The following is a 23,686-nucleotide window of genomic DNA, read 5'->3' as shown; positions in this document are numbered from 1 at the left end:
CGGAGCGATGGATTGTTTCGCTCGCAATGACGGGGAGGTATCGCAGCTCACACGGGTCGGCATGATTTACCCCGGCCGGATCAACGCCACCACATCCCCCGCGCGCAGCGTCTGGCCGGGCTTCACCGGCACCGACGCGATGCGGCCCGCGGCGGGCGAGAGCACCGAGATTTCCATTTTCATGGACTCGATGATGGCGAGCACGTCGCCGGCCGCGACCTCGGCGCCCTGCTCGACCAGGACCTTCCAGATGTTGCCGGGCACTTCCGAGAACGCGCCGATCTGGCCATCGGGAATGCCGGTCGCGGCGACGCTGGCGTCGATCGGCTCTACCGGCGCCTCGTCGAGCTTCATCTCGCGCCAGCGCTGGCGCTCGGCGTCGAATGCGGCCTGCTGGGTCGCCTTGAACGCGGCGATCGAGGGCTGCGTCGCGGCCAACTGCTTCGCATAGTCGGCGTAGGAGAACTCGCCCTGCTCGATCCTGATGTCGTATTGCCCGTGCGGGAACGCGGCGCGCGCGTCGAGTAATTCATCGGCATCGACCGGGAAGAAGCGGATCTTGTCGAAGAACCGCAGCAGCCAGGGATGGCCGGGTTCGAACACCCGCGTGGTGCGCCAGGTGTTCCAGACCTGGATGGTGCGGCCGAACAGCTGATAGCCGCCCGGCCCTTCCATGCCGTAGATGCACATATAGGCGCCGCCGATTCCGACCGCGTTCTCCGGCGTCCAGGTCCGCGCCGGATTGTATTTGGTGGTCACCAGCCGATGCCGCGGATCGAGCGGGGTCGCGACCGGCGCGCCGAGATAGACGTCGCCGAGACCGAGCACGAAATAGTCGGCATCGAACACGATGCGGCGGACGTCATCCTCGCTGCCGAGCCCGTTGATGCGCCGGATGAACTCGACATTCGACGGACACCACGGCGCATCCGCGCGCACCAGCTCCTGATATTTGCGCATCGCGAGCTCGGATTCCGGATCGCGCCATGACAGCGGCAGATGCACGGTTCGGCTCGGCACCCGCATCGCATCGACCGGCGGCAGTTCGCGCTCGATCTTGCGCAACAGGTCGAGCAGCTTGCCACGCGACAGCGCGCTGCCGTCATAATGGATCTGCAACGAGCGGATGCCGGGCGTCAGATCGATCAGGCCGCCGAGCCTGGCCTCCTCCAGTGCCTGCGCCAGCACATGCACGCGCAGCCGCAGCGCGACGTCGAGCTCCATCGGTCCGTATTCGACCAGCAGATTGTCGTCGCCGGCGCGGCGATACACCACCGGGATCGGACCGTCATCGTTGCGGCCGACGATCGCCGATCCGAGCTCGGGCGCACGCAGCACCGTGGGACCGGCAACCGGATCGTCACGCGTCACCGGCACAAAGCGCACGGTGTCGCCGGGCCGGAGCTGGCCGACCTTCCAGAGCTCGTCGCGCGCGACGACTGCCGGACAGACGAAGCCGCCGAGGCTCGGTCCGTCCGGCCCGAGGATGATCGGCATGTCGCCGGTGAAATCGATCGAGCCGACCGCATAGGCGTTGTCATGGATGTTCGACGGATGCAGCCCGGCCTCGCCGCCGTCGGCCCGCGCCCAGTGCGGCTTCGGCCCGATCAGCCGGACGCCGGTGCGGGCGCTGTTGAAGTGCACCTCGTAATCAGACGCGAACAGCGTCTCGATGTCGTCCTCGAGGAAGAAGTCCGGCGCGCCATGCGGGCCGTAGACCACGCCGATCTGCCACGCCGACGTGAGTTCTGGCCGCTCGTCTTGCGTGGCCGGCCGCGGCGTCGCAAGGTCAGGCCTCTCCGCGCCGATATGCAAGACATCACCGGCCTTCAGCGAGCCCGTCGCGTGGCCGCCGAAGGCGCCGAGCGCAAACACGGCGCGTGAGCCGAGAATCTGCGGCGCGTCGATGCCGCCACGAACGGCGAGATAGCTGCGCTGACCCGGGCCCTTGATGCTGCCGATCGCAAGCGTCTGCCCCGCGCGGACCGCGATCGGTTCGTCATAGGCCACATCGGCGCCATCCATCGACGCCTTCATCCGCGCGCCCGACAGCGCGACGATCGCATCGGTGTTGAAACGCAGGGTCGGCCCGTTGACCGTCAGCTCCAGCGCAGTCGTGGTTTCCGGATTGCCGACCACGCGATTGGCGAGGCGGAACGAGCGTTCGTCCATCGGGCCGCTCGGCGGCACGCCGACATGCCAGAGATGCAGCCGGCCGGGCAACTCCTGCACCCCGCTCTGCGCACCGGGCGCAACCACATCGATGGTGTGCGGCCGATACGCAAAGGCGCCGAGCACGCTGGTCGCGACCTGCCCGCTGCGGAACACGTCCGATGCCGCGATCGCACGCAGATAGTCGAGATTGGTCTCGATGCCGGCGACGACCGTGTCATCCAGCGCGTGCGTCAGCTTTGCGATCGCGGCCTCGCGGGTCTCGGCTGACACGATGATCTTGGCCAGCATCGGATCGTAGAACGGCGACACCTCGGTGCCGGTCTCGATCCAGCCGTCGATCCGCGCATCGCCCGAGAAAGCGACCCGCGTCAAGCGGCCCGCGCTCGGCCGAAAGCCGGCGCCCGGATTCTCGGCATAGAGCCGCACCTCGATCGCCGCGCCCTTTGGCGTGAGCGTGCCGGCCTGGCCCAGCACATCCTCGCCGGCGGCCTGGCGGATCATCCATTCGACCAGGTCGACACCGGTGACCTGCTCGGTGACGGGATGCTCGACCTGAAGGCGGGTGTTGACCTCGAGAAAGTAGAAATCCTCGCGCTCGACGTCGTAGATGAACTCCACGGTGCCGGCGGATTCGTAAGACACCGCCTTGCCGAGCGACACCGCGGCCGCGTGCAGCCGCCGCCTGATCTCCGCGGACAGCCCCGGCGCGGGGGTCTCCTCAAAGACCTTCTGGTTGCGCCGCTGCAGCGAGCAATCGCGCTCGCCGAGCGCGACCACATCGCCCCTGCCATTGCCGAAGATCTGCACCTCGATATGGCGCGCCTGGGCGACGAAGCGCTCGAGATAGACCCGTGCATCGCCGAAGCTCGCCCGCGCCGTGCGCTGCACGGATTCGAAGCGCTCCCGCAGCGTCGCCATGTCGTGGCAGAGCTGCATGCCGATGCCGCCGCCGCCCGCCGTGCTCTTCAGCATCACCGGAAAGCCGATCCGCTCAGCCTCGCGCACCGCCTCGTCGATGGTCTCCAGCAGCCTTGAGCCCGGCAACAGCGGCACCCCGCTGCGCTCGGCGATCTCGCGTGCCCGGTGCTTGAGGCCGAAGGCGTCAAGATGTTCGGGCCGCGGCCCGATGAAGGTGATGCCGTGCTCGGCCAGCCGCTCGGCAAAGCGGCGGTTCTCCGACAGGAAGCCATAGCCGGGGTGAACCGCCTGCGCGCCGGTGGCAAGGCACGCCGCCATGATGGCATCGACGTTGAGATAGCTCTCGGCCGCCGGCGCCGGGCCGATCCGCACCGCCTCGTCGGCATCGAGCACCGGCCGGGTGAAGCGGTCGGCGTCGGAATAGACCGCGACCGAGCCGATGCCCATATGACGCAATGTTCTGCCGATCCGCCCGGCGATCTCGCCGCGGTTGGCAATCAGGACCTTGCTGAACATGCCTCACGCCTCCGGCTCGAATATCGTGACCTGAACCGGCGTCGGGAAGAAGCCGTTGCAGGGATTGTTGATCTGCGGGCAGTTCGAGATCAGGCACAGCACGTCCATCTCGGCGACCAGCTCGATCGCGTCGCCCGGCTTGGAGACGCCGTCGACCACGGTGAAATTGCCGGCGGGATCGATCGGCACGTTCATGAAGAAGTTCAAATTCGGCACGATGTCGCGCTTCGACAGGCCGTATTTCGCGGCTTCGATCACAAAGTTTTCGCGACAGGCGTGCTGGTACCGGGTCTGGTGCCCGAACCGCACGGTGTTGCTCTCGCAGGAGCAGGCGCCCGCCGAGGTGTCGTGCAGGCCGCAACTGTCTGCCGTCACGCGCAGCATCACGCGGCCTTCATTCGACATGATCCTGGTGCCGAGCCCGACATAGGCCGAGCCTTGCGCGCGCAGCGTATCCTGGCCGCTGTAGCGCTCACCGAAATCATCGGCGCGATAGAACAGCGTATCCACCGCCTGCTGGCCGTGGGTATCGGTGATGCGCAGCGTCTGGCCCTTGCGGATGATCGCCGACCACGGCTTGCGCGCGGGAATTTCGACATCGAGCATGATGCGGCCGGTCGGAACGGATTGCGTGGTCATCGCACGGCTCCTTCGCTGGTCTCGCCGAAATACAGCGCGTTGTTCTCGAAGGCGCGGATCGCCTCGGCCGTCGCCGTCCGGCACAGATCGTCGGCAGCCGGCGCACCCGCGCGGCAGCGCACGATCTCCACACTCGCTTGCGGATAGGCCGTGGCCGGATCAAGCGGATGCGGGCAGTTCGACAACGCGATCAGCAGATTCATTTCGGCGCGCAGATCGACGAAGTCGCCTTTCTCGCGCCGTCCCTCGGACCAGACGAATTTTCCGTCCGCATCGATCGCGACCGGGGCGAAGAAGCTGACGCAGGGATGGACGTCGCGGCGATCGAGCCCGAGCTTCATCGCGGCGAGGACGAAGTTGTCACGCGTGTTGCGGAAATTGCCGTCGCCGTACTTCGCCTGGTTGGTCGCGGCAGTCGAACCGCCGACCACGGCATCATGCGCGGCACTGGTGTCCTCGGTGATGGCGAGCAGTACGCGCCCCATGTCCGACAGCAGCACGCGCCCTTTCTGCAGCCGCGCCGCCCATTGCACTTTGATGGTGTCGGCGTGGTTGAGCCGCTCGGTGGTGTCGGCGGCGTTCCAGGCGAGCAGGCTGACGGTCGATATCCCCTGTGGGTTGACGATGCGCAGCGTATCGCCGCGGTTCAGCCGCGTGGTCCAGTACCAGCCCGCCGGAATCGCCTCGCGGTGGATGATCGCATCTGTGGCGATCGGTGCGGCATCGCGCGCGGTCGGCGCCGGGAGCGCCCGCGGCGCGTGCTCCTGCCCGGCCGATTTCAGCTCGTTGTAGCGTCGCGTATGCGCCGCGACCTCAGCCTTCTGTTCCGCTGTGAGGATCATGGTTGCTCCTTCAAGACGAGAGCGCCGGGCCGTCCCGGCTGGTGCTCCTTGTCTGACCGGGTCGTCCCGGCCGGAGCTGGTTGAACCGACGACCGCAGCTCGGCGCTGCGGCGCGGGAAGATCTCGAGGTCGCGCGACACCGTGGCGCCGTAGCGATCGCGCTCCTCGGGCCGGTTGCGCGACCGCTCCAGCGCGATCACCCGTGTCGCGAGCCCGAATGCTTCGCTGAGATCATGCGTGACCATCATGACGGTCAGATGGGTCTCGTTCCACAGCCGCTTCATCAACAGGTGGATGTCGGCGCGGATGCCCGGGTCGAGCGCGCCGAATGGCTCGTCAAGCAGCAGGATCTTCGGCTCGCGCATGATCGCCTGCGCCAGCGCGAGGCGCTGCTGCATGCCGCCGGACAGTGAAGACGGATATTTGTTTTCCTGACCGGCGAGCCCGACTTCGGCCAAAAGCTTCATCGATTCATCCATGGCGGCGCGCCGTGCGGCGCCGAACAGCCGAGCCGCGAACTTGGCATCGCGCAGCTCGCGGCCGAGCATCACGTTCTGCAGCACGGTCAGATGCGGAAACACCGAGTAGCGCTGGAACACCACGCCGCGGTCGGCATCCGGCTCGGCGGGCAACGGCTTGCCGTCGACCAAAATCCGGCCGCGGCTCGGCTGCTCCTCACCGAGCAGCATGCGGAGCAGCGTGGTCTTGCCGCAACCGGACGGGCCGACCAGCGCGATGAACGCGCGCGGCTCGACCTCCATCGTGATGCGCTCGAGCACGATGTGATCGCCATATTCCTTCCAGACGTCGTCGAACCGGATCGCGCTCATTCCGCCCTCATCGAGGCAAACCAGGGAAACGCCTTGCGTTGCAGGACGCGCAGCCCGACATCGATCAGGAACGCCAGCAGCGTGATCCAGACGACGTAGGGAATGATCACGTCCATCGCGAGATAGCGGCGCACCAGGAATATCCGGTAGCCGAGCCCGGAATCGGAGGCGATCGCCTCGGCCGCGATCAGGAACAGCCACGCCGGGCCGAGTTGCAGGCGCAGCACGTCGATCAGCCGCGGCAGGGTTTGCGGCATCGCGACCCGCAGCGCGATCTGCCAGGTCGAGGCGCCGAGCGTCTGCGCCTTGACGATCTGCTCGCGCGGCAGCTCCTGCACCTTCATGGCGAGGTCGCGGATCATGCAGGGCAATGTCCCGATCACAATCAGCGCGATCTTGGAGTTTTCTCCCAACCCCATCACGATGAACAGGATCGGCAACAGCGCCAGCGGCGGCACCATCGAGGTGACCGACACGAACGGCCCAAGCAGGGCATTGGCGCCCGGCAACAGCCCGATCACGATACCGAGCACCAGTGCCGCCACCGTCGAGATCGCCAACGCCGACCCCAGCCGCCCGAGGCTCGCGACCGTGTCGGAGGCCATCAGATAGCTGCCGGTGCGGGGATCGACCTCGAAGGCCATCTGCTTGACCGCCTGCACCATGCTCGGCAGCGCCGGCAGCAGCTTGTCGTTCGGGTTTTGCGCGAGCCGCGCGCTGGAGCCGGCGAAGTAGGCGATTGCGACCAGGAGGAACGGCAGCGCGAGTAGATAGAAGCGCGTCTGCCGTCCCGGCCGTATGTTCACAAGTCGCATCGTCGGCTCCTGCGTGAGGTCGGCGTTGTGCGCGTCAGAGCTTGCCCTAGAGCTTTCCCTTGGCGGCTTCGTCCATGTAGGTCGGGTCGAAGCGCAGCTTGATGTTCGACTTGTCACCCAGCACCGACTTGTCGGCGAGCTCGATGCCGACCGCGTCGGCCGACTTTGCGCCCTTGCCGAGCAGATCCTTCTCGAACAGGAACTTGCGCACCCGATCCATCGTCGTGCCGACCGTCTTGCTGCGGGTGAAGGCTTCGGCGTCGGTGGCCCTGTCGAACAGCTTGGTGGTCGAGAGCTGGCTGTCGAAGCCGGCGAGATCGGTGCCGGAGGCCTTGGCCATCGCTTCCTTGGCGGTCTTGGCGGCGGGATCGTTCGCGGTCATCTTGGACAGCGTCTCGTACCAGATGCCGACCAGCGCCTTGGCGAAATCCGGATTGTCCTTGGCGACCGCGGTGTTCACCACCATCAGGTCCATGATCTCGCCGGGGATCTGCGAGGAATCGAACACCTTCTTGGCGTCCGGCGAGCCGAGGATCTCGGTCACGATCGGATTCCAGGTCACGACCGCATTGACGTCAGGCGTCTTGTAGGCCGCCGCGATATCGGCATCCGAGGTGTTGACGACCTTGACGTCCTTCTCGCTCAGCTTGCTGCTCTCCAGCGCGCGCGCCAGCAGATAATGCGACACCGAGAACTCGACCAGATTGACGGTCTGGCCCTTGATCGCGGCGAGGTCGGATTTGTTCTTCAGGATCACGGCATCATTGCCGTTGGAGAAGTCGCCCATCACGACCGCGGTGGTGTCGACACCGCCGGCTGCGGGAATCGAGAGCGCATCCATGTTGGTGATGGTGACGGCGTCATAGCCGCCGGCGGTGTACTGGTTGATCGATTCGACGTAGTCGTTGAACTGCTTGACTTCGATCGTGATGCCGTATTTGTCGGCCCATTTCTTGACGATGCCGGTGTCGGCCGCATAACCCCACGGCATCCACCCGACATAGATCGACCAGGCGACCTTGAAGCTTTTCTTCGGCGCGGCGTCGGCCGCAGGCGCCGTCGCGAGCACGATCGCGCAGCCGATGACAACAGAGCGAAGGAAGAAAGAGAACTTGTTCATTGCCGATCCCTCTTGCGAAATTTCACAAAAAGGGACTGGCGAAAAGACCATCGCTCCGCCAATCCCTTGGCTAACGAGGTCTCCCGGGCTTTTATCCCGCCGTGCACCTGCGGGGATGTCTCCCCCGCAAGCGGCTGCTCTCGGACCAGCATCTTGCCTGGCAAGATCGGAACCCTAGCGGCCAACTCGACGCCCTTGATGCACGAGCCGTGCCACGGTGGCGGTGTTTGAATCTCATGAGATTTTTCGGCGCGCGCGGTCCAGCCGCGCGGCCGTTCTGCTTAAAAACTGCGCAAGTCTGCTCAGAATTGGCTCTGTCATTTCGTCGTCGACACCAACAGGATCGCGTCATGGCTGACGCCGAGGGAGATGTTCGATGGGCAAGCTTTTGAGCCTTTTGTTCGCAAGCTTCTGGCGCGGACTGCACGGCCGGTTCGGCCTGGTGCCGCACCGCGATGCGCGAGGCCCGAGCGCCTAACCTGAGGCGCCGCTCCGGCTCCGCGTTGGCAATCAGCCGACGGTCCCGAGCTTGCGCATGATGCTGAGCTTGATGTTCTCGATATGCGCCTCGACGGCGGCGCGAACCGCGGCGGCATCCCTGGCGCGCAGCGCGGCGATGATCGCCAGATGCTCGTTGTGAACCGGGACGAAGCGCTCCGGCAGCCGGCTGAGGTTGAACATCTGGGTCTTCAGCCTGAGATCGCGGATCAAGGCCGCCAGCACCGCATTTCCGCTGTTGTCGGCGACCAGCTCGTGGAAGCGGCCGTCGAGCTCGCGGTTCTCCGGCGACTGCGGATCGCCGCGCTCGCGCAGCTGCACGATCCTGGCCTGTAGCTCATCGAGCTCGGCCGGCGGAATGCGTTCGATCGACTGCACCGCCGCCTCGGCCTCGAGCACCCGCCGCACCTGCAGGATCTCGATGAACTCGCGCAACGAGAATTCCTTGACCACCAGGCTGTTGCCGGGCGCACGCGTGACCAGCCCTTCGGTCTCGAGCCGGTAGAGCGCCTCGCGGATCGGCGTGCGCGAGATGTCGAGGAACTCGGCGAGCCGGCGCTCCTGCATCACCGTTCCGGCCGGCAGCTCGCGCTTCACCAAGAGATCGAGGATGCGCTCATACGCCAGCTGGCTCAGGCTCTTTTCGGTCGGGGCGAGCAGAAGGGAGACATCGGGTGCGGCTTGCGACCGGTTGGTCGCCTTGCCCGCTGCATTCGGCCTGCGCGGCATGTCCTGATCTTCCCTCGGATGACTTCTGCGGCGACATTCCGGTTGGCCGGAATGCCGCCTCAATGCGGACGACGATCGATCAATTGATCTCGCTGCGAATCGGCTCCGCGGGGTGCGGATCAAATCCGATCAATTCGGTCGTGAGCTTGGCATAGGTACCGTCGGCGATCATGTCTGCCAAGGCCTTGTTCACAGCCCTGGTCAGGTTGGGCTTGCCCTTCTGAATCGCCAGCCCCTTCTGGATCTGGCTCAGCGTGCCTTCGCCGGTCACCAGCGGCAGCTTCTTGGCCTTGATCGCATAGTTGGCGGCAACGGCATCGGTGATCACGGCATCGAGGTTGTCGTTGACGAGATCCTGCACCGCGTCGACCTCCGCTTTGTAGCTCTTCAGTGTCGCACCGTTCTGCTCGGCGATCTTGCCGAAGGTCGAGGCCGCGACGGCGCCCACATTCTTGCCCTTCAAATCGGCGCCGGTCCGGATCCCGGTGTCCTTGCGGGTGAGGATCGTGGCGCCTGAAGCAAGCCAGCCGTCGGCAAAGGTCACCTGCTTCTGGCGGGCTGGAGTGATGTCCATCGACACGCTGGTCATGTCGAACTGACCGGCGAGAAGGCCGACCAGCGCGGCGTCGAACTGCGTGATGACGGGCGTGTATTCGAGGCCAAGGCGGCGCGCGATCTCCTTGCCGACCCGGATCTCCAAGCCATCGAGCTCGCCGTCCGGCCTGCGCATCGAAAACGGAGCAAAGGTGCCCTGGGTCGCGACCTGCAGCTTGCCGGGCTGCAGCAGTTCGAGGTCGGACGCAACGGCGGGAACGGAGAACGTCAACCCGGCACCGAGCGCTAGATAGGCAAACTGCCGTCGCGAGATCATCAGTCGTGTCCTTTCATGGATGGAGGCGTTCACATTCGTCATGGGACGTTTCGGTCAATAGCGCAGCGCGTAGCTGCGCTCGAGCCATTGTGCGAGTCTCGACAGCAACGTCGTCATGACCAGATAGATGAAGGCGCTGGCGATGTAGAAGTCGAACGGACGGAACGTGCTGGCGATCAGCAATTGCGAGTAGAGCGTCAGCTCGACCACCGTGATGGTGGATAGCAGCGAGGTGTTCTTCAGCGCCGAGATCGCCTCATTGGTGAGGGACGGCAGGATGATGCGGAACACCTGCGGCAGGATGATCCGGTGCATGGCTCCCGCGCGGCTCATGCCGAGCGCGAGTGCCGATTCCATCTGTCCCCTGGGGATCGCGGTGAGGCCGGAGCGGATGGTCTCGGCGACATAGGCGCCGCTGGAAACGCCGAGCGCGAGCGTGCCGGCGACGAACGGCGACAGTTTCAGGCCGAGCTGAGGGAAGCCGAAATAGACGATGAAGACCTGCACCAGGGTGGGCGTGCCGCGGATGAACCAGACGTAGAAATCCGCCGCCCCGCGCACGACCTTCAAGCGCGACTGCTTGCCGAGCGCGGCGATCAGGCCACAGATCCAGCTGACCAGGATGATCAGCACGGTCAGCGCCAGCACGATCCCTGCGGCCTTGCCGAAGCCGGGAAGATAGATCGCGAAATCGACGGCCCAGTCGTGAATCCTGGTCAGGAACATCGGCGTGTCCAATCAAGCGATGCGATAGCGGTCATGCGGCGAAGTCCTGGTGCAGCACGCGCTTGAGGAACTGGCGCAGGCGGTCGCTGCTGGGATTAGCGAGGACGTCGCGCGGCGCGCCCTCTTCGGCGATCACTCCCTGGTCGAAGAACACCACCCGTGACGACACATCGCGCGCGAACGCGATCTCATGGGTCACGAGCAGCATCGTCATGCCCTCGGCCGCGAGCGATCCCATCAGCTCCAGCACCTCGCCGACGAGCTCGGGATCGAGCGCGGAAGTCACCTCGTCGAACAGCATGACCGCCGGCTTCATCGCCAGTGCCCGCACGATCGCAACGCGCTGCTGCTGGCCGCCGGACAGTTTGGACGGATAGGCGTTGCGCTTCTCATAGAGCCCGATCCGGCGCAGCAACGTCTCGGCGTGCTCGGTCGCCTCCTTGCGCGGCACCTTCTTGACCCGGACCGGGGCCTCGATGACGTTTTCCAGCACCGTCATGTGCGGCCACAGATTGTAGCTCTGAAACACCATGCCGATCTGGGCACGCAATTCGCGCAGCTGCTGCGGCGTCGGTTGGCGTCGTGCACCCTCGGCGTAATCGAAGGCGAAACTGCCGAAGTCCATGAAGCCTTCGTCCGGAAGCTCCATCAAATTGACGCAGCGCAGGAACGTGCTCTTGCCGGAGCCGCTGGCACCGATGATCGAGATCACCTCCCCGGCCCTGACGTCCAGCGACACGCCTTTCAGCACCTCGTTCGCATCGAAGCGCTTGCGGATGTCCTTCAGCTTCAGGATCGGCGCAGCGCCCGGCATCGCGGTCACATTAATCCTCCCGACGAACGACATGATCGTCTCGACGCACCGACTTTGCCGCCGGCGTTGGATCCGGACTTTTCAGCTATTGAAACGTCCGGCGCATTTAAGCTAATGGTATACCATTGGAGTGCCAATGGCATTTTTTAGGCTGCCTATGCACAGGAATTAAGCATGGCCGAGACCTCGAAGACCTGCCTGATCGTCCAGCCGATTCATCAGGCCGGGCTGAACGTCCTGACACAGGGCGGCCTCGTGCTGCATCAGCTTGCGCGATCCGACCCGCAATCGCTGATCCGCGCGGCAGCGGATTGCGTCGCCGTCGTGACCCGAAGCGCAGGCTTTCCGGCCGCCGCGATCGAGGCCGCGCCGGCGCTGCGCGTGATCGGCTCGCATGGCGTCGGCGTCGACGCGATCGACGTCGCGCGTGCGACCGCGCGCGGTATCGTCGTCGTCAACGCCCCGAACAGCAACGTGCGCTCGGTGGCCGAACACGCCATTGCGCTGATCTTCGCGCTCGCCAAGTCGATCGTCAGCGCTGACCGCGCCGTGCGTGACAACGATCACGGCTTCAAATATCGCGCGCGGCTGACCGAGCTGGACGGACTGACGCTCGGCATTGTCGGCTTCGGCAATATCGGTCGCCAGACCGCTTCGCTTGCCAAAGCGCTCGGACTGCGGGTGATCGCGCATTCGCTGGAAACCGCGCCGGAGATCTATGCGGCTGCCGCCGTCGCGCCCGTCGCCGCGCTGCGCGACCTGCTGGCGCAATCCGACATCGTCTCGCTGCATCTGCCGCTCACGCCGTCCACCCGCGGGTTGATCGGCGCGGCCGAGTTGGCGGCGATGCGGCCGGGCGCCCTCCTCGTCAATACCGGCCGCGGCGGAGTGATCGATGAAGCCGCACTGCTCGACGCACTCGATGCCAACAGGCTCGGCGGCGCCGGGCTCGATGTCTTTGCGCGCGAGGAGATGCCGAAGGATCATCCGCTGTTGCGGCACGATCGCGTCATCCTGACCCCGCATATCGCAGGCTCGACGGAGGCAAGCCTGGCGCGGACCGCTGAGGATGTCGCGCGCGGCGTTCTTGCGGTGCTGGCGGACGAGCGGCCGCGCTTCCTCGTTAATCCGCTGGTCTGGCCGCAGCGTCGCGGAGCGCGCCCATGACCGCTCAGCGGATGCTGCACGCCGATCGCGCGCTCGCAATTCGCCTGTTCGATCGGTTGGCGGAGCAAAGCCACGACGACCCCGGCGTCACCCGCGACGCCTATGGCGCCGGCGAACAGCGCGCGCACGACCTGGTCAGCCAACACGCCGCCGAGCTCGGGCTGTCCCGTGCCGTCGATGCCGCCGGCAATCTGCTGCTCACGCTTGCGGGCACCGATCCGGACCTGCCGGCCTGGGTGGTCGGCTCTCATCTCGACTCGGTGCCGCACGGCGGCAATTTCGACGGTGCCGCCGGCGTCATCGCCGGCCTTGCCGCGGTCGCAGGACTTAGACGGAGCGGACTGCGGCCGCGACGCAGCGTCATCGTCGTCGCGACGCGCGCCGAGGAGAGCAACTGGTTTCCCGCCTCCTATATCGGCGGCCGCTCGCTGCTCGGCCTGCTGCCTGCCGATGTGCTCGATCTGCCGCGCTCCGACACCGGGCGGGCGCTGCGCGACCACATGCGCGATCTCGGCTTCGCGCCGGAACGGGTCGCAAGGGGCGAGCATCTGCTCAAGCCGGCGCAGATCCACGGCTTCGTCGAGACGCATATCGAGCAGGGCCCGACGCTCGAGGCCGCGAAGCTGCCGCTCGGCCTCGTCACCGGCATCACCGGCAGCTTCCGCTACCGCAAGGCGCGCTGCCTCGGCAGCTACGGCCATTCAGGTGCGGTGCCCCGCCAGCATCGCCACGACGCCGTGTTTGCGGTCTCGGATCTCATTCAGTCGCTCGATCGGCTCTGGGACGATCTCGAGGCCGCGGGCCGCCCTGCCACCATCACGTTCGGCGAGGTCTTCACCGATGCCTCCCAGCACGGCTTCAGCAAGGTGCCGGGCGAACTGAATTTCTGCCTCGACGCGCGCAGCGTCGACCGCGAGCTGGTGGAGCACATCCACGACCGAACGATCGCTTTCGTCGCCGAGATCGAGACCAGGCGCGGCGTCCGTTTCGAGCTCGGCGAGCGCACCGGTAGCCAGCCGGCGGTGATGAGCGCGGACCTGCTGCGACAGCTCGGCCGCCTCGCCGATCGTCTCGAGATCGCCCATCTGACGATGCCGAGCGGCGCGGGGCATGACGCCGCGGTGTTTGCCAATGCGGGCATTCCCAGCGTCATGCTGTTCGTGCGCAATCAGAACGGCAGCCACAATCCGCACGAGGCGATGCGGATCGAGGACTTCCAGGCCGCCGCGACTTTGCTCGCCCACCTCGTGCTGGAGTGAGGAAGCGGTGAGCCGCGGCCAATCCTCACGCGCCGATCACTTCGGCCATCGGCGCCAGCTTGACGCCCGATGCGGCAAGGCGCTCGCGCAGCCGCTGCGCCATCGCCACCGCACCCGGCGTGTCGCCATGGACGCAGACGCTGTCGATCCGGGTTGGCAGGCGCGTGCCGGACAGACAGGTGATGGCACGGTCCTCGATCATGCGGATGACCCGTTCCGCCGCGACCTCGGCATCATGGATCACCGCGCCCGCGAGGCGGCGCGATACCAGATTGCCGTTGTCGGCGTAGGCGCGATCGGCATAGATCTCGCGCACCAGCGGCAGGCCGAACTTCTCCCCTGCCCGCTCGGTCTCCTGGCCCGGCATCACGACGAAGATCAAATTGCGATCGACGGTGTGGATCGCCCGCGCCACCGCCTCCGCAAGGTCGCGGTCCTCGGCGGCGATATTGCCGAGCGCGCCATGCGTCTTGACGTGACGGATCGGGTGGCCGACATCGGCGGCCAGCGCCATCATCGCGCCGATCTGGTAAAGCATGATCTTCTCGATATCGGCCGGGCGCTCACCCTGGATCGGGCGGCGGCCGAACCCCCAGAGATCGAGAAAGCCGGGATGCGCGCCGGCCTGAACGCCGTTGGCCTTCGCCTCCGTCAGCGTGCGATGCATCACGAGGGGATCGCCGGCGTGAAAGCCGCAGGCGATGTTGGCCGACGTCACGGTGCGCAGCATCTCGGCATCGTCGCCGAGCGTGTAGACACCGAAGCCCTCGCCCATGTCGCAGTTCATGTCGATCAGCGCCATCGTCTTCCCTCTCTTGATAGTACAGGTCCGATATACACATCGCGCCCACGGCATACCACGAGGAATTTTGGCGCAGGGATTGCAGAGGGTGTCTCGCGGGAGAGGCTCTCGCGCGATCACGTCCGCGCGTCGCCGGACGATCGCAACAGAAGATGAGCGCACCTGATGAATGAAGCACTCTACGCGCAGCCGCGCTTTCGCAGGTCTGGCGATGCCGCGCTGACCATCGAACTCGGCGACGGCATCGATGCAAAGGTGAACGCCCGAGTCGTCGATCTCGACCAGGCGCTGACCGCACGCGCGCTACCCGGTGTGGTGGAGATCGTGCCGACCTACCGCACCGTGCTGGTCTGCTTCGACCCGATCGTGGTGACGCGGCGCGAGATCGAAGCCGAAGTGATGGCGCTCTGGCCGCCGGCGCCGACCGGCCGGCTGCGCCATCGCTGGACCGTTCCCGTCACCTATGGCGGCGAACACGGAATGGATCTCGACTGGCTCGCGCAACGTCTCGACACCACGACGGACGAGATCGTCGCGCGGCACGGCGCGGCGGAATACCGCGTCTACATGATCGGCTTCATGCCGGGGCTGACCTATCTCGGCGGGCTCGATCCCGTGCTCCACATCGATCGGCGTCCCTCGCCCCGGCTGACCACACCGCCCGGCAGCGTCTCGGTCGGAGGCCAGCAGGCCGCGATCTCGCCGCCGATCGCAGCACCAAGCGGCTGGCACATGCTGGGGCGCACGCCGGTGCGCTCCTACGATCCCCGCCGCGAGCGGGCGCCGTTCCTGTTCAGTGCCGGCGACCTGATCCGGTTTCGGCCGATCGCGGCCGCCGAATTCGCCGCGCTCGAGCGCGCCGCGGACGCCGGCGAGATCATCGCCGACAAAGAGGAGCTGCGCACGTGAGCGGCACGGTGTCGGCGCATCTTGAAGTCATCGCGCCCGGTCTCGCCACCACCATCCAGGACCTCGGCCGTCACGGCTGGCAGCGGTTCGGCATCTCCGCGTCGGGCGCGATGGATACGGTCGCGCTGGCGATCGCCAACGCGCTGGTCGGCAATCCTGCGAATACCGCGGCGCTCGAGATCACGCTGACCGGGCCGGTGCTGGCCTGCACCGGCGGCGACATCCGCTTCGCGCTGGCCGGTGCCGACTTCGCCATGACGATCGACGGCCGAGAGGTCGCCGCGCACGAGACCCACGACTTGAAAGCAGGTCAGCGCCTGTCGATCGGCTCGTCGCGCGACGGCGCGCGCGCCATCCTCGCAGTCAGCGGCGGCTTCGCGATCAAGCCGATGCTCGGCAGCGTCGCGACGCACGCGCGCAGCCAGCTCGGCGGACTCAACGGCGGGCCGCTGCGCAACGGCGATCTGCTGCCGCTGGCAACGCCGGATCTGCCGGACCGGCCGCATCTGATGCTGTCTCCCGCGCATCGGATCCAGCATGACGGCCCGATTCGCGTGCTGCTCGGTCCGCAGGACGATGCGTTCAGCGCCGAGGGCATCACGACGTTCCTGACGTCGGACTATGAGGTGACCGCGCTGTCCGATCGCATGGGCTACCGGCTCGACGGGCCGCCGGTGGCCCATGCCGGCGCCGTCGGCATCGTGTCCGACGGCATCGTGTTCGGCAGCATCCAGGTTCCGGGCAACGGCCAGCCGATCATCCTGCTCGCCGACCGCCAGACCACCGGCGGCTATCCGAAGATCGCAACCGTCATCTCGGCGGACTTTCCGCGGCTGGCCCAGCTGCGCCCCGGCCAACGCATTCGCTTCCAGGCGATCGAGGAAGACGCGGCGATCGCGCTCGCGCGCGAATTGCGGCGGCGGCTCGATCGCATCGCCGATGCGCTGATCGAGATCCATCGCAACATCGTGCCGACCTCCGAGCAGCTGCTGGCCGGCAACCTGATCAGCGGCATGATCTCCGCGCTCGACTGACACCGACCACACCAACCACGACAGGAACACCAGTCATGACCTTGTTCAACGAAACCGCGAACGGTGTCTATGTGATCGCGGTGACGCCGTTCACCGACACCGGCGCGCTCGATCTCGACAGCGCCGATCGCATGGTCGATTTCTATCTCGATAAGGGCGCGACCGGCCTCACACTGCTCGGCATGATGGGCGAGGCGCCAAAACTCACCGCGGCGGAATCCCGCACGCTGGTGCGTCGCGTGCTGGCGCGCACGGCCGGACGCGTCCCGGTCGTGGTCGGCGTTTCCGCGCCGGGCTTCGCCGCGATGACCGAACTCAGCCGCGCGGTGATGGACGACGGCGCCGCCGGCGTCATGGTCGCCCCGCCATCGTCGCTGCGCACCGACGACCAGATCGTCGGCTATTACGACATGGTCGCGGAAGCGATCGCCGGCGCGCCGCTGGTGTTGCAGGATTTCCCGCTGTCGACGCAGGTCCAGTTCACGCCGAAGGTGATTCTGGCGATCGCCGGGCGACTGTCCAACATGGTGATGCTCAAGCACGAGGATTGGCCGGGCCTTGCCAAGCTGTCGGCGCTGCGTGCGGCGAGCGACGCCGGCCGCGCCCGGCGGATCTCGATCCTGGTCGGCAATGGCGGGGTGTTCCTGCCCGAGGAGCTCAGCCGCGGCGCCGACGGCGCGATGACCGGCTTCGCTTATCCGGAGATGATGGTCGATGTCTGGCGCGCCCATGCCGCCGGCAACATCGAGCGCGCCCACGATCTGTTCGACGCCTATCTGCCGCTGGCGCGTTACGAGCAGCAGCCCGGCCCGGGCCTTGCGATCCGCAAATATGTGCTGGCCAGGCGCGGCGTGATCGCTTCAGCCACCTTGCGCAAGCCCGGCGCCGCACTCGCACCTGCCGACATTGCCGATGTCGAGCGCTTGATCGCGCGTCAAACGCGGCGCCTCGCGGAGCTTGGTTGAGCCGGGCGTAAGCATTATCCCGCGAGGCGCAGCGCGGTCACCGCGACGCAGGCATTGCCGAACGGAAGCAGCACGACCTGCGCGCCGTTCGGCAGCGCGATCGTCGCGAGTTCGCCGAGCGCGCCGGTCTGGCCGTTGAGCTTGGCGAGCTCGGCCGCAACCGTCGGGCAGCTTTCCGCCCGCGGCGTGACCCGCACCAGATTGCCTTCGCAGGACGATCCGACCGGAGCGGCAAACACGATGCCGGCGGCCTGCTGAACGGCGGTCCCCTGCGGGGCCTGGTTTCCCTGCGGGGCTTGGTTTCCCTGCGGGGCCTGGTTCGGTGCGAGCGCGACCAGCGACTGCACCGAATGCGAATTGCCGGCCTTGGCGTCCCACTGCGACTGCGCGGTGTAGTTGGAGTTCATCGCAAGTCCACGGCCGAGCGTCCCGAACAGGTTGGCGCAGGTCACGATGTTGGCCTGCCGCGCCTGATCGTCGAACACGGTCGGTTGCTGCCCAGCCTGCTGCGGCGGAACGGCCGCGGCCGCCGGCGTCTGCGCCTCCTGCGGACGTTTGTGCGGCTGCGGCTTCGCGGCGACGGCGGGCTTCTTGGCCGGTGCCGGCGCGGCCGGCTGCAATGGGATCGGCGGGGTCTGCTGCGCATAGACCACGACGCCGGCGGCACCGAGCGCAGCCACCACGACCGCCACAAAGATCAAACCAAGGGTGCGCCGCATCGACCATCCGTCCTTTTCATTTCGCGTGTCAGTCTCGAGCCGGATCCCGGAATTCCACATCCGCATCTCCGACCTCGCTTCATTTCAATTTCGCCAGCACGCCGGACAGTCCGTCGAGCGGCGCCTCCAGCATGACCGGCCCGGTCTGCGGGAGCTGATAGGACACCAGGCACGGCGTCGCCGCGCGGATATGCCGCCGCAGCACGTTGCCGATCGCGATCGTGGCGAAGCAGAAATTGGTGTCGCAGCGATCGGTCTGCGCGACGATGCGATCCGGACTGTCGCCCATCGCGAGCTCGATCTGCGCGCCGACGCCGGCGGCCGCGGGAATCCGCATCGCCATCAGCGGCTTGCCGTCGGCGGTCGCGACCAACGACCAGTTGAAGGCAAGCGCGCCCTGCGCGTTGACGATCGACTGCGTGACGTTGCAGACCCGGCGCTTCGATCTGAGGCTCTCGTCGCAGATCAGGGTCCAGTTCTTGAACGGCTGGATCATCCGCCTGAACTCGCCGAGCGTCTCGCCTTCCGGCACCACGACATCAGACGGTTTCACGGAATAGGCAGGCGGCGGCGCGGGCTGCGCACCCGCGCTCGTCGCCGCCGCGAGCCAGACCAACCAGGCCAGACACGCCGGCCGCCTCGTCGCCGTCAGCGTCAATTGAGCGTCAGGCTCACGCCGGCACTGACGCCCCAGTCGCTGCCGGCGGTGGTCGCCGCCAGGTTGCTGCGCAGCCGGCTGTTCTCGCTTGTGTAGCCGATGCCGAAGGCGAGCGCGCCCTGGCTGCGCCAGACGCCGCCGCCGGCCGATGCGCTGATCTTGCCGGGCCGGTCGTCATAGCGCAGCGATGCGGCGGCCATGCCGATCGCGGCGGCACGCCAGGCGTCCTGCCGCACTTCGCCGATCTGGCCGTTGAGCTGCTGGAACGCGCTGTTGAGCTGGTTGACGTTGACCGCATCGGTGCCGGCGACGCCCGCCGCGACGTTGCTGATGGTCACCGGCCCGCCATTGCCGCTGTTCAACGTCACCTTGTTGGTGGTGTTGCCGGAGGCGTCGGTGTCGTAGCGGATCGAGCTCGACGCAACCGCCTGCAGCTGGCTGACGTTGACCGCGTCGGTCGCGGCCGAGCCGGCGGCGACATTGGTGACGCGGCGCTCGGCCCCGGACGAGCCGACCGACACCTCGCCGGTCGCGACCCCCGCCACGCTCTTGCCGACCACGGGCGTATAGGCCGCATCGCTCAGATTGGCCGTGGTGGTGGAATTGGCGCCGAGCGCCAGCGAGTTGGCCGCCGTCGCCTTGGCGCCGGCGCCGATCGCCACCGAATTATCGGCCGACGCGGCGGAGCCGTTGCCCATCGAGATCGCATTGGCGCCGCTTGCGACCGATTGCGGTCCGATCGCGACGCTCTCCGATCCGGTCGCGATCGAATCCGCGGCGGTCGAATTGGCGTGGAAGTATTTCACGCCGCCACCGCCCGTCGAGATGTTGTTGACCGTGGTGTAGAGCGCGGCGAGCGAGGTGTTGGTGGCCCAGAGCTGCGAGCCGTTGATCGCATCGGTCGAGGTCGAGCTGATCTGGCCCGCGGCCACGTTGGTGATGGTACGCTCCGCACCGGCGCTGCCGACGCTGACGGTCGAGGTCGGCGCGGTACCGGCGAAGTCGTAGGTGGTCCCGGCAATCGTGGTGCTCTTGGTCGCGACCACCGTCGAGGTGGTCGAATTGGCACCGAGCGCGACGTCGCCGGCTTGCGCGGTCGCCTTGGCGTTCGGGCCGAGCGCGACGCTGGTCGGGTTGGTGGTCTGGGATCCCGCGCCGATCGACACCGACTGGATGCCGTTGGCCGCCGCGCTGGTGCCGAACGCGATCGAATCGGCAAAGTTGGAGACCGAATTCTGGCCGATCGCGATGCCGCCGGGCGCGGTCTGCGCCACGGTCGCGCCATTGCCCATGCCGATGCCGTTGTCGCCGTTGACCACGGTCTGTGGTCCAACCGCGACCGAGTTGTTGCCGACCGCAAGCGAATCCGCGAGCGTCGAGTTGGCGTGGAAGTATTTCGTCGTCGTGGTCGCAAACGATTGCAGCGCGCCGGTCAGCTGCCGCACGGTGACGGCGTCGCTCGATTCGGTGCCGTCGGCGACATTGGTGATCTGCCGGTAGCTCGTCGCATTGCCGACCGACACCGCGCCGAGCAGCGTGAGATCGGTGGTGTTGTAGGGGATGATGGTGCCGCCGATGGTGCCCGATGCCGGCGCCAGCGCGCGGTTGGAGATCGAGCCCGAGCCGAGCGCGACGCCGTCGGCGACCGTCGCCTGGGTGTTGAAGCCCAGCGCGGTGGAATTCGCCGCGGTTGCCGACGCGGCAACGCCGGCCGCCATCGAGTTCGCGCCGGTCGCGCCGTTGTTGTTGTAGTTGGCCTGCTGGGTACCGCCGTCGTTGTAGCTATAGTAATGCGTCAGGCCGTTATTGACGATGGTCGAGAGGCTGTCGATTGCCGAGGTGGCGGCAAACAGCTGCGAGCCGTTGATCGCGTCGGTCGAGCCGTTGCTGATCCGTCCCGCCGCGACGTTGGTGATGGTACGCTCGTTGCCGACCGAGCCGACGCTGACCGTCGAGGTCGGGGTGGTGCCGGCGAAGCCGTAGGTGTTGCCGCCGATGACAATGCTGGCGGTTTGAACCGCCGCGCTGGTCTGGCTGCCGGAGCCGAGCGCGACCGCGTTTGCGTTCGTCGCGCTGGCATTGGCGCCGAGCGCGAGTGCATTGGCGGCACCGGCACTCGAATTGACACCGAGAGAGGTCGCCTGAACGTCGGATGCCGCCGCATTCTGGCCGATCGCGGTGCTTGATGTGGCCGAGGCCTGCGCATTGGGTCCGACCGCGGTGCTGTATTGCCCCGTCGCCTTGGCGATGTAGCCCAAAGCCACGGAGTCGAGCGCCGACGCACTCGAGGCGAAGCCGACGGCGACGGCATTGTCGGCCCCGGTGGACGAGGAGTTGCCGACGGCGATCGCATTCGTGCCGGTCGCGCTCGCCAGCGGACCGACCGCAACCGAGTCGGTTCCGACCGCGGAGGAATCGGCCAGCGTCGAATTGGCGTGGAAATACTTGATTCCGCTGGTGCTGATGTTGTTGACTGTGGTGGCGAGGCTGTCGACCGCCTGGTTGGTGGCGAACAGCTGCGAGCCGTTGATCGCGTCGGTCGAGGAGTTGCTGAGCCGCCCCGCCGCGACATTGGTGATGGTGCGCTCGGCACCAACAGCGCCAACGCTGACGGTCGAGACCGCTGTCGTGCCCGCGAAGCTGTAGGTGGTGCCGTTGATCACCGTGCTCGGCGTGTTGACAGCGGTCGCGGTGACGCTGCCGGAGCCGAGCGCGACATCGCCGGAGCTTGCCGCCGCCGTGGCGCCGTTGCCCAGTGCGACGTTGCCCACTAAGCCGGCGGCGCCTGCGGTCGAGCCATTGCCAAGCGCGACCGAGCCCTGCCCGATCGCCTTGTTGTTGTTGCCGATCGCAACCGCGCCGTTGGCCTGGTTGGCGGCGGTGGCGGTGGCCGTGCCGTCGCTGTTGGCGATGTTGTTGGCGCCGCCGGTGAAGGCGCCGGTGCCGCTGGCATAGCTGGGATCGCCGATCGCCACGGCACCGTTGCCAAAGGCAGTGTTGTTCGCACCGATCGAGACGGCCTGACCGCCGGCGGCCGCCGCATTGGTGCCCACGGCGACAGCATTGGCGGAACTGGCCGCGGCATTGGTGCCGAGCGCAATCGCGCTGACGGCGCTGGCAGCTGCCTGCCCGCCGATGGCGATGGCGTTATTCCCGGAAGCATTGGCGCCGGCGGTCGAATTGCCGCCGAGCGCGATCGATCCGACGCCTGAGGCGATCACCCGCGTCGCCACCGTGGTCCCGCCGGAGCCAATTGCAGTTGCATAAGTGCCCGTCGCTTGGGCCTGGGTGCCGAGGGCGGAGGCATTTCCGCCTGATGCGGACGCCCCAACGCCGACAGCGGCAGCAGACACACCGGTGGAGCTCGCATTATTGCCGACCGCGATGCCGCCCGTCGCCGTGCCGCCGACGATTGCACCCGATCCGATCGAAACCGCGCCCCCCGCGGCCAGCGCCTGCGCCTGGTTACCCAAAGCAACGGCGAAATTCCCGGATGCGGTGGCGAGATTGCCTCCGGCAAATGCGCTCGTTCCCGATCCCGCGGCGGAAGAGCCGATGGCAATCGCGTTTACGCCCGACGCATTCGCGGTGTAGCCCAACGCGTTCGCGCCTTGGCCGGAGGCCGCCGCGCCGTTTCCGAGCGCAGTGGCCTGATTACCCGCTGCCGTGGCGGAGGTGCCGAGGGCGCTGGCGCCGGTGCCGGTCGCAGAAGCGCTCGAACCGACGCCGGTCGACCATGCCCCCGTCGCGGTGGAGCCGGTACCGAGCGCGACGGCCTCAAAGGTGAAGCCGCTCGGTGCGGTCCCGCTGGCATTGGCATTCACACCGATCGCGATCGGCGACCCACCGCCGGTTCCGGCGTTGGCCTTGGAGCCGACCCCGATGGCCGTGCCCGAACCATTTGGAGACGAGGCGGCAGAAGACAATCCAATGGCGATCGAGGCACCGCCCGAGGCGTTGGCCGATGAGCCGATGGCGACGGCACTCGCCCCGTTTGCAGTGGTGTTGACGCCGAAGGCGCTCGATCCGTCGCCGGTGGCGTGCGCGTTTCCGCCTACGGCAAGGGCATTGGTACCGGTCGCGTTGGCAAACACACCCATGCCGATCGCATTGAGGCCGTTCACCGAGTTGGCATAGCCCACGATGATCGAGCCATCGCCGGTTGCGGTGTTGGCATCGCCGATCGCCAGGGAGTTCTGGCCATTCGCGGTGGTGCTGGTGCCGATGGCGGTTGAACTGGATCCGGCGGCGTGGGCGCCGCAACCCAGCGCAGTGCTGCCCGCGGTTGCAGCAGTGGGGTTGGTGCAGTTCGCGGGATTGCTCAAGACCCCGTTGCCGATGGCGACCTGCGCGAACGCCGCCTGCGGGCTCATGAGCCCCACGACAACAAACATCGCGCCGACCGCCCCACCGGCTCCGAGCGGGCCAAGTCCCAGCCGAGCGCGCTTCACGCCAAGGATTCGGTGTGCCTGCCGCAACACCGCCAGCAACCGGCGCCGCAGCGAACGGCTGTCCGCATCGCCCGACGCGATCCAGCAATGGACGAAGCCGCTGCGGCGCTGCGTCTTCAGAGATGTGGTTGAGTTGCGTGCGACAGCCATGGTGCGCCCCTTTCGCGACATCTGGTCCAGACGCCGGAGGCGACGCGCCATGGACCGTGCCGACGCGCGGGCCCCATGG

The 23,686-nt window shown here is 67.0% G+C and carries 19 protein-coding genes and 1 riboswitch; of the genes, 5 read left to right on the top strand and 14 right to left on the bottom strand.

The genetic code is table 11. The features are described from left to right. Nucleotides 1–66: 66 nt before the first annotated feature. The 10 genes from uca to ACVINW_RS16845 form a co-directional block, all read right to left on the bottom strand. Nucleotides 67–3,609 carry an urea carboxylase gene (uca, locus tag ACVINW_RS16890; RefSeq protein ID WP_456752350.1) on the bottom strand — a complete coding sequence of 1,181 codons (3,543 nt, stop codon included), beginning with the start codon at nt 3,607–3,609 and terminating at the stop codon, nt 67–69. Nucleotides 3,610–3,612: 3 nt separating this feature from the next. Beyond that, nucleotides 3,613–4,248 (bottom strand): urea amidolyase associated protein UAAP2, encoded by a 636-nt coding sequence (locus ACVINW_RS16885; protein WP_456752349.1) that lies wholly within the window; start codon nt 4,246–4,248, stop codon nt 3,613–3,615. Next, nucleotides 4,245–5,090 (bottom strand): urea amidolyase associated protein UAAP1, encoded by an 846-nt coding sequence (locus ACVINW_RS16880; RefSeq protein ID WP_456752348.1) that lies wholly within the window; start codon nt 5,088–5,090, stop codon nt 4,245–4,247. Before ACVINW_RS16880 ends, ACVINW_RS16885 begins: the two co-directional genes overlap by 4 nt. Next, complete coding sequence (locus ACVINW_RS16875) at nt 5,087–5,920, bottom strand: ABC transporter ATP-binding protein (protein ID WP_456752347.1); 834 nt, start codon at nt 5,918–5,920, stop codon at nt 5,087–5,089. The genes ACVINW_RS16880 and ACVINW_RS16875 overlap by 4 nt, the downstream gene beginning before the upstream one ends. Then, complete coding sequence (locus tag ACVINW_RS16870) at nt 5,917–6,735, bottom strand: ABC transporter permease (protein ID WP_456752346.1); 819 nt, start codon at nt 6,733–6,735, stop codon at nt 5,917–5,919. The genes ACVINW_RS16875 and ACVINW_RS16870 overlap by 4 nt, the downstream gene beginning before the upstream one ends. A 46-nt stretch (nt 6,736–6,781) precedes the next feature. Next, nucleotides 6,782–7,855, bottom strand: a complete 1,074-nt coding sequence (locus tag ACVINW_RS16865; RefSeq protein WP_456752345.1) for a putative urea ABC transporter substrate-binding protein — start codon at nt 7,853–7,855, stop codon at nt 6,782–6,784. 78 nt (nt 7,856–7,933) lie between these two features. Continuing rightward, nucleotides 7,934–8,044: riboswitch (guanidine-I (ykkC/yxkD leader) on the bottom strand. Nucleotides 8,045–8,365: 321 nt separating this feature from the next. Then, nucleotides 8,366–9,082 (bottom strand): GntR family transcriptional regulator, encoded by a 717-nt coding sequence (locus ACVINW_RS16860; RefSeq protein ID WP_456752344.1) that lies wholly within the window; start codon nt 9,080–9,082, stop codon nt 8,366–8,368. Nucleotides 9,083–9,161: 79 nt separating this feature from the next. Beyond that, complete coding sequence (locus tag ACVINW_RS16855) at nt 9,162–9,953, bottom strand: transporter substrate-binding domain-containing protein (protein ID WP_456752343.1); 792 nt, start codon at nt 9,951–9,953, stop codon at nt 9,162–9,164. Between the two features lie 54 nt (nt 9,954–10,007). Further along, nucleotides 10,008–10,679, bottom strand: coding sequence for an amino acid ABC transporter permease (locus tag ACVINW_RS16850; protein ID WP_456752342.1), 672 nt, complete (start codon nt 10,677–10,679; stop codon nt 10,008–10,010). Nucleotides 10,680–10,710: 31 nt separating this feature from the next. After that, nucleotides 10,711–11,493 carry an amino acid ABC transporter ATP-binding protein gene (locus ACVINW_RS16845; RefSeq protein WP_456756417.1) on the bottom strand — a complete coding sequence of 261 codons (783 nt, stop codon included), beginning with the start codon at nt 11,491–11,493 and terminating at the stop codon, nt 10,711–10,713. Nucleotides 11,494–11,667: 174 nt separating this feature from the next. Between ACVINW_RS16845 and ACVINW_RS16840 the strand changes: the two genes are divergently transcribed. After that, nucleotides 11,668–12,660, top strand: coding sequence for a hydroxyacid dehydrogenase (locus tag ACVINW_RS16840; RefSeq protein WP_456752341.1), 993 nt, complete (start codon nt 11,668–11,670; stop codon nt 12,658–12,660). After that, entirely contained in the window at nt 12,657–13,919 is a 1,263-nt protein-coding gene (locus ACVINW_RS16835) for a Zn-dependent hydrolase (RefSeq protein WP_456752340.1), read from the top strand. Before ACVINW_RS16840 ends, ACVINW_RS16835 begins: the two co-directional genes overlap by 4 nt. A gap of 25 nt (nt 13,920–13,944) precedes the next feature. Here ACVINW_RS16835 and ACVINW_RS16830 read toward each other — a convergent pair whose 3' ends face one another. After that, entirely contained in the window at nt 13,945–14,721 is a 777-nt protein-coding gene (locus ACVINW_RS16830; protein WP_456752339.1) for a LamB/YcsF family protein, read from the bottom strand. Nucleotides 14,722–14,886: 165 nt separating this feature from the next. Between ACVINW_RS16830 and ACVINW_RS16825 the strand changes: the two genes are divergently transcribed. From ACVINW_RS16825 to ACVINW_RS16815, 3 genes are read left to right on the top strand one after another with little or no spacing between them, the layout of a single operon-like run. Beyond that, nucleotides 14,887–15,630: a 5-oxoprolinase subunit B family protein gene (locus ACVINW_RS16825; protein ID WP_456752338.1), complete on the top strand. Its 744-nt coding sequence runs from the start codon at nt 14,887–14,889 to the stop codon at nt 15,628–15,630. Nucleotides 15,631–15,638: 8 nt separating this feature from the next. After that, the gene (locus ACVINW_RS16820; RefSeq protein ID WP_456756416.1) at nt 15,639–16,664 is read left to right on the top strand and encodes a 5-oxoprolinase subunit C family protein; all 1,026 of its coding nucleotides are present in this window, start codon (nt 15,639–15,641) and stop codon (nt 16,662–16,664) included. 35 nt (nt 16,665–16,699) lie between these two features. Further along, nucleotides 16,700–17,629 (top strand): dihydrodipicolinate synthase family protein, encoded by a 930-nt coding sequence (locus ACVINW_RS16815; RefSeq protein WP_456752337.1) that lies wholly within the window; start codon nt 16,700–16,702, stop codon nt 17,627–17,629. A gap of 14 nt (nt 17,630–17,643) precedes the next feature. Here the strand turns inward: ACVINW_RS16815 and ACVINW_RS16810 are convergent, their stop codons facing one another. The 3 genes from ACVINW_RS16810 to ACVINW_RS16800 all read right to left on the bottom strand — a co-directional run bounded on the left by ACVINW_RS16810 (nt 17,644) and on the right by ACVINW_RS16800 (nt 23,607). Then, a complete protein-coding gene (locus tag ACVINW_RS16810; RefSeq protein WP_456752336.1) occupies nt 17,644–18,348 on the bottom strand; it encodes a hypothetical protein in 705 nt (234 codons plus the stop codon). Between the two features lie 79 nt (nt 18,349–18,427). Then, complete coding sequence (locus ACVINW_RS16805; protein ID WP_456752335.1) at nt 18,428–19,006, bottom strand: invasion associated locus B family protein; 579 nt, start codon at nt 19,004–19,006, stop codon at nt 18,428–18,430. After that, nucleotides 19,003–23,607 carry a beta strand repeat-containing protein gene (locus tag ACVINW_RS16800; RefSeq protein WP_456752334.1) on the bottom strand — a complete coding sequence of 1,535 codons (4,605 nt, stop codon included), beginning with the start codon at nt 23,605–23,607 and terminating at the stop codon, nt 19,003–19,005. The genes ACVINW_RS16805 and ACVINW_RS16800 overlap by 4 nt, the downstream gene beginning before the upstream one ends. Nucleotides 23,608–23,686 lie beyond the last annotated feature (79 nt).

Source organism: Bradyrhizobium sp. USDA 4461 (genome assembly GCF_054055655.1).
Note: the sequence above shows the minus strand (reverse complement) of the source record. Positions and strands in the feature narration are given on the sequence as shown.

Excerpts from the sequence above, each read along its gene's own strand:
- uca (WP_456752350.1), bottom strand. The coding sequence starts at position 3,609 with ATGTTCAGCAAGGTCCTGATTGCCAACCGCGGCGAGATCGCCGGGCGG.
- ACVINW_RS16885 (WP_456752349.1), bottom strand. The coding sequence starts at position 4,248 with ATGACCACGCAATCCGTTCCGACCGGCCGCATCATGCTCGATGTCGAA.
- ACVINW_RS16880 (WP_456752348.1), bottom strand. The coding sequence starts at position 5,090 with ATGATCCTCACAGCGGAACAGAAGGCTGAGGTCGCGGCGCATACGCGA.
- ACVINW_RS16875 (WP_456752347.1), bottom strand. The coding sequence starts at position 5,920 with ATGAGCGCGATCCGGTTCGACGACGTCTGGAAGGAATATGGCGATCAC.
- ACVINW_RS16870 (WP_456752346.1), bottom strand. The coding sequence starts at position 6,735 with ATGCGACTTGTGAACATACGGCCGGGACGGCAGACGCGCTTCTATCTA.
- ACVINW_RS16865 (WP_456752345.1), bottom strand. The coding sequence starts at position 7,855 with ATGAACAAGTTCTCTTTCTTCCTTCGCTCTGTTGTCATCGGCTGCGCG.
- ACVINW_RS16860 (WP_456752344.1), bottom strand. The coding sequence starts at position 9,082 with ATGCCGCGCAGGCCGAATGCAGCGGGCAAGGCGACCAACCGGTCGCAA.
- ACVINW_RS16855 (WP_456752343.1), bottom strand. The coding sequence starts at position 9,953 with ATGATCTCGCGACGGCAGTTTGCCTATCTAGCGCTCGGTGCCGGGTTG.
- ACVINW_RS16850 (WP_456752342.1), bottom strand. The coding sequence starts at position 10,679 with ATGTTCCTGACCAGGATTCACGACTGGGCCGTCGATTTCGCGATCTAT.
- ACVINW_RS16845 (WP_456756417.1), bottom strand. The coding sequence starts at position 11,493 with ATGCCGGGCGCTGCGCCGATCCTGAAGCTGAAGGACATCCGCAAGCGC.
- ACVINW_RS16840 (WP_456752341.1), top strand. The coding sequence starts at position 11,668 with ATGGCCGAGACCTCGAAGACCTGCCTGATCGTCCAGCCGATTCATCAG.
- ACVINW_RS16835 (WP_456752340.1), top strand. The coding sequence starts at position 12,657 with ATGACCGCTCAGCGGATGCTGCACGCCGATCGCGCGCTCGCAATTCGC.
- ACVINW_RS16830 (WP_456752339.1), bottom strand. The coding sequence starts at position 14,721 with ATGGCGCTGATCGACATGAACTGCGACATGGGCGAGGGCTTCGGTGTC.
- ACVINW_RS16825 (WP_456752338.1), top strand. The coding sequence starts at position 14,887 with ATGAATGAAGCACTCTACGCGCAGCCGCGCTTTCGCAGGTCTGGCGAT.
- ACVINW_RS16815 (WP_456752337.1), top strand. The coding sequence starts at position 16,700 with ATGACCTTGTTCAACGAAACCGCGAACGGTGTCTATGTGATCGCGGTG.
- ACVINW_RS16810 (WP_456752336.1), bottom strand. The coding sequence starts at position 18,348 with ATGCGGCGCACCCTTGGTTTGATCTTTGTGGCGGTCGTGGTGGCTGCG.
- ACVINW_RS16800 (WP_456752334.1), bottom strand. The coding sequence starts at position 23,607 with ATGGCTGTCGCACGCAACTCAACCACATCTCTGAAGACGCAGCGCCGC.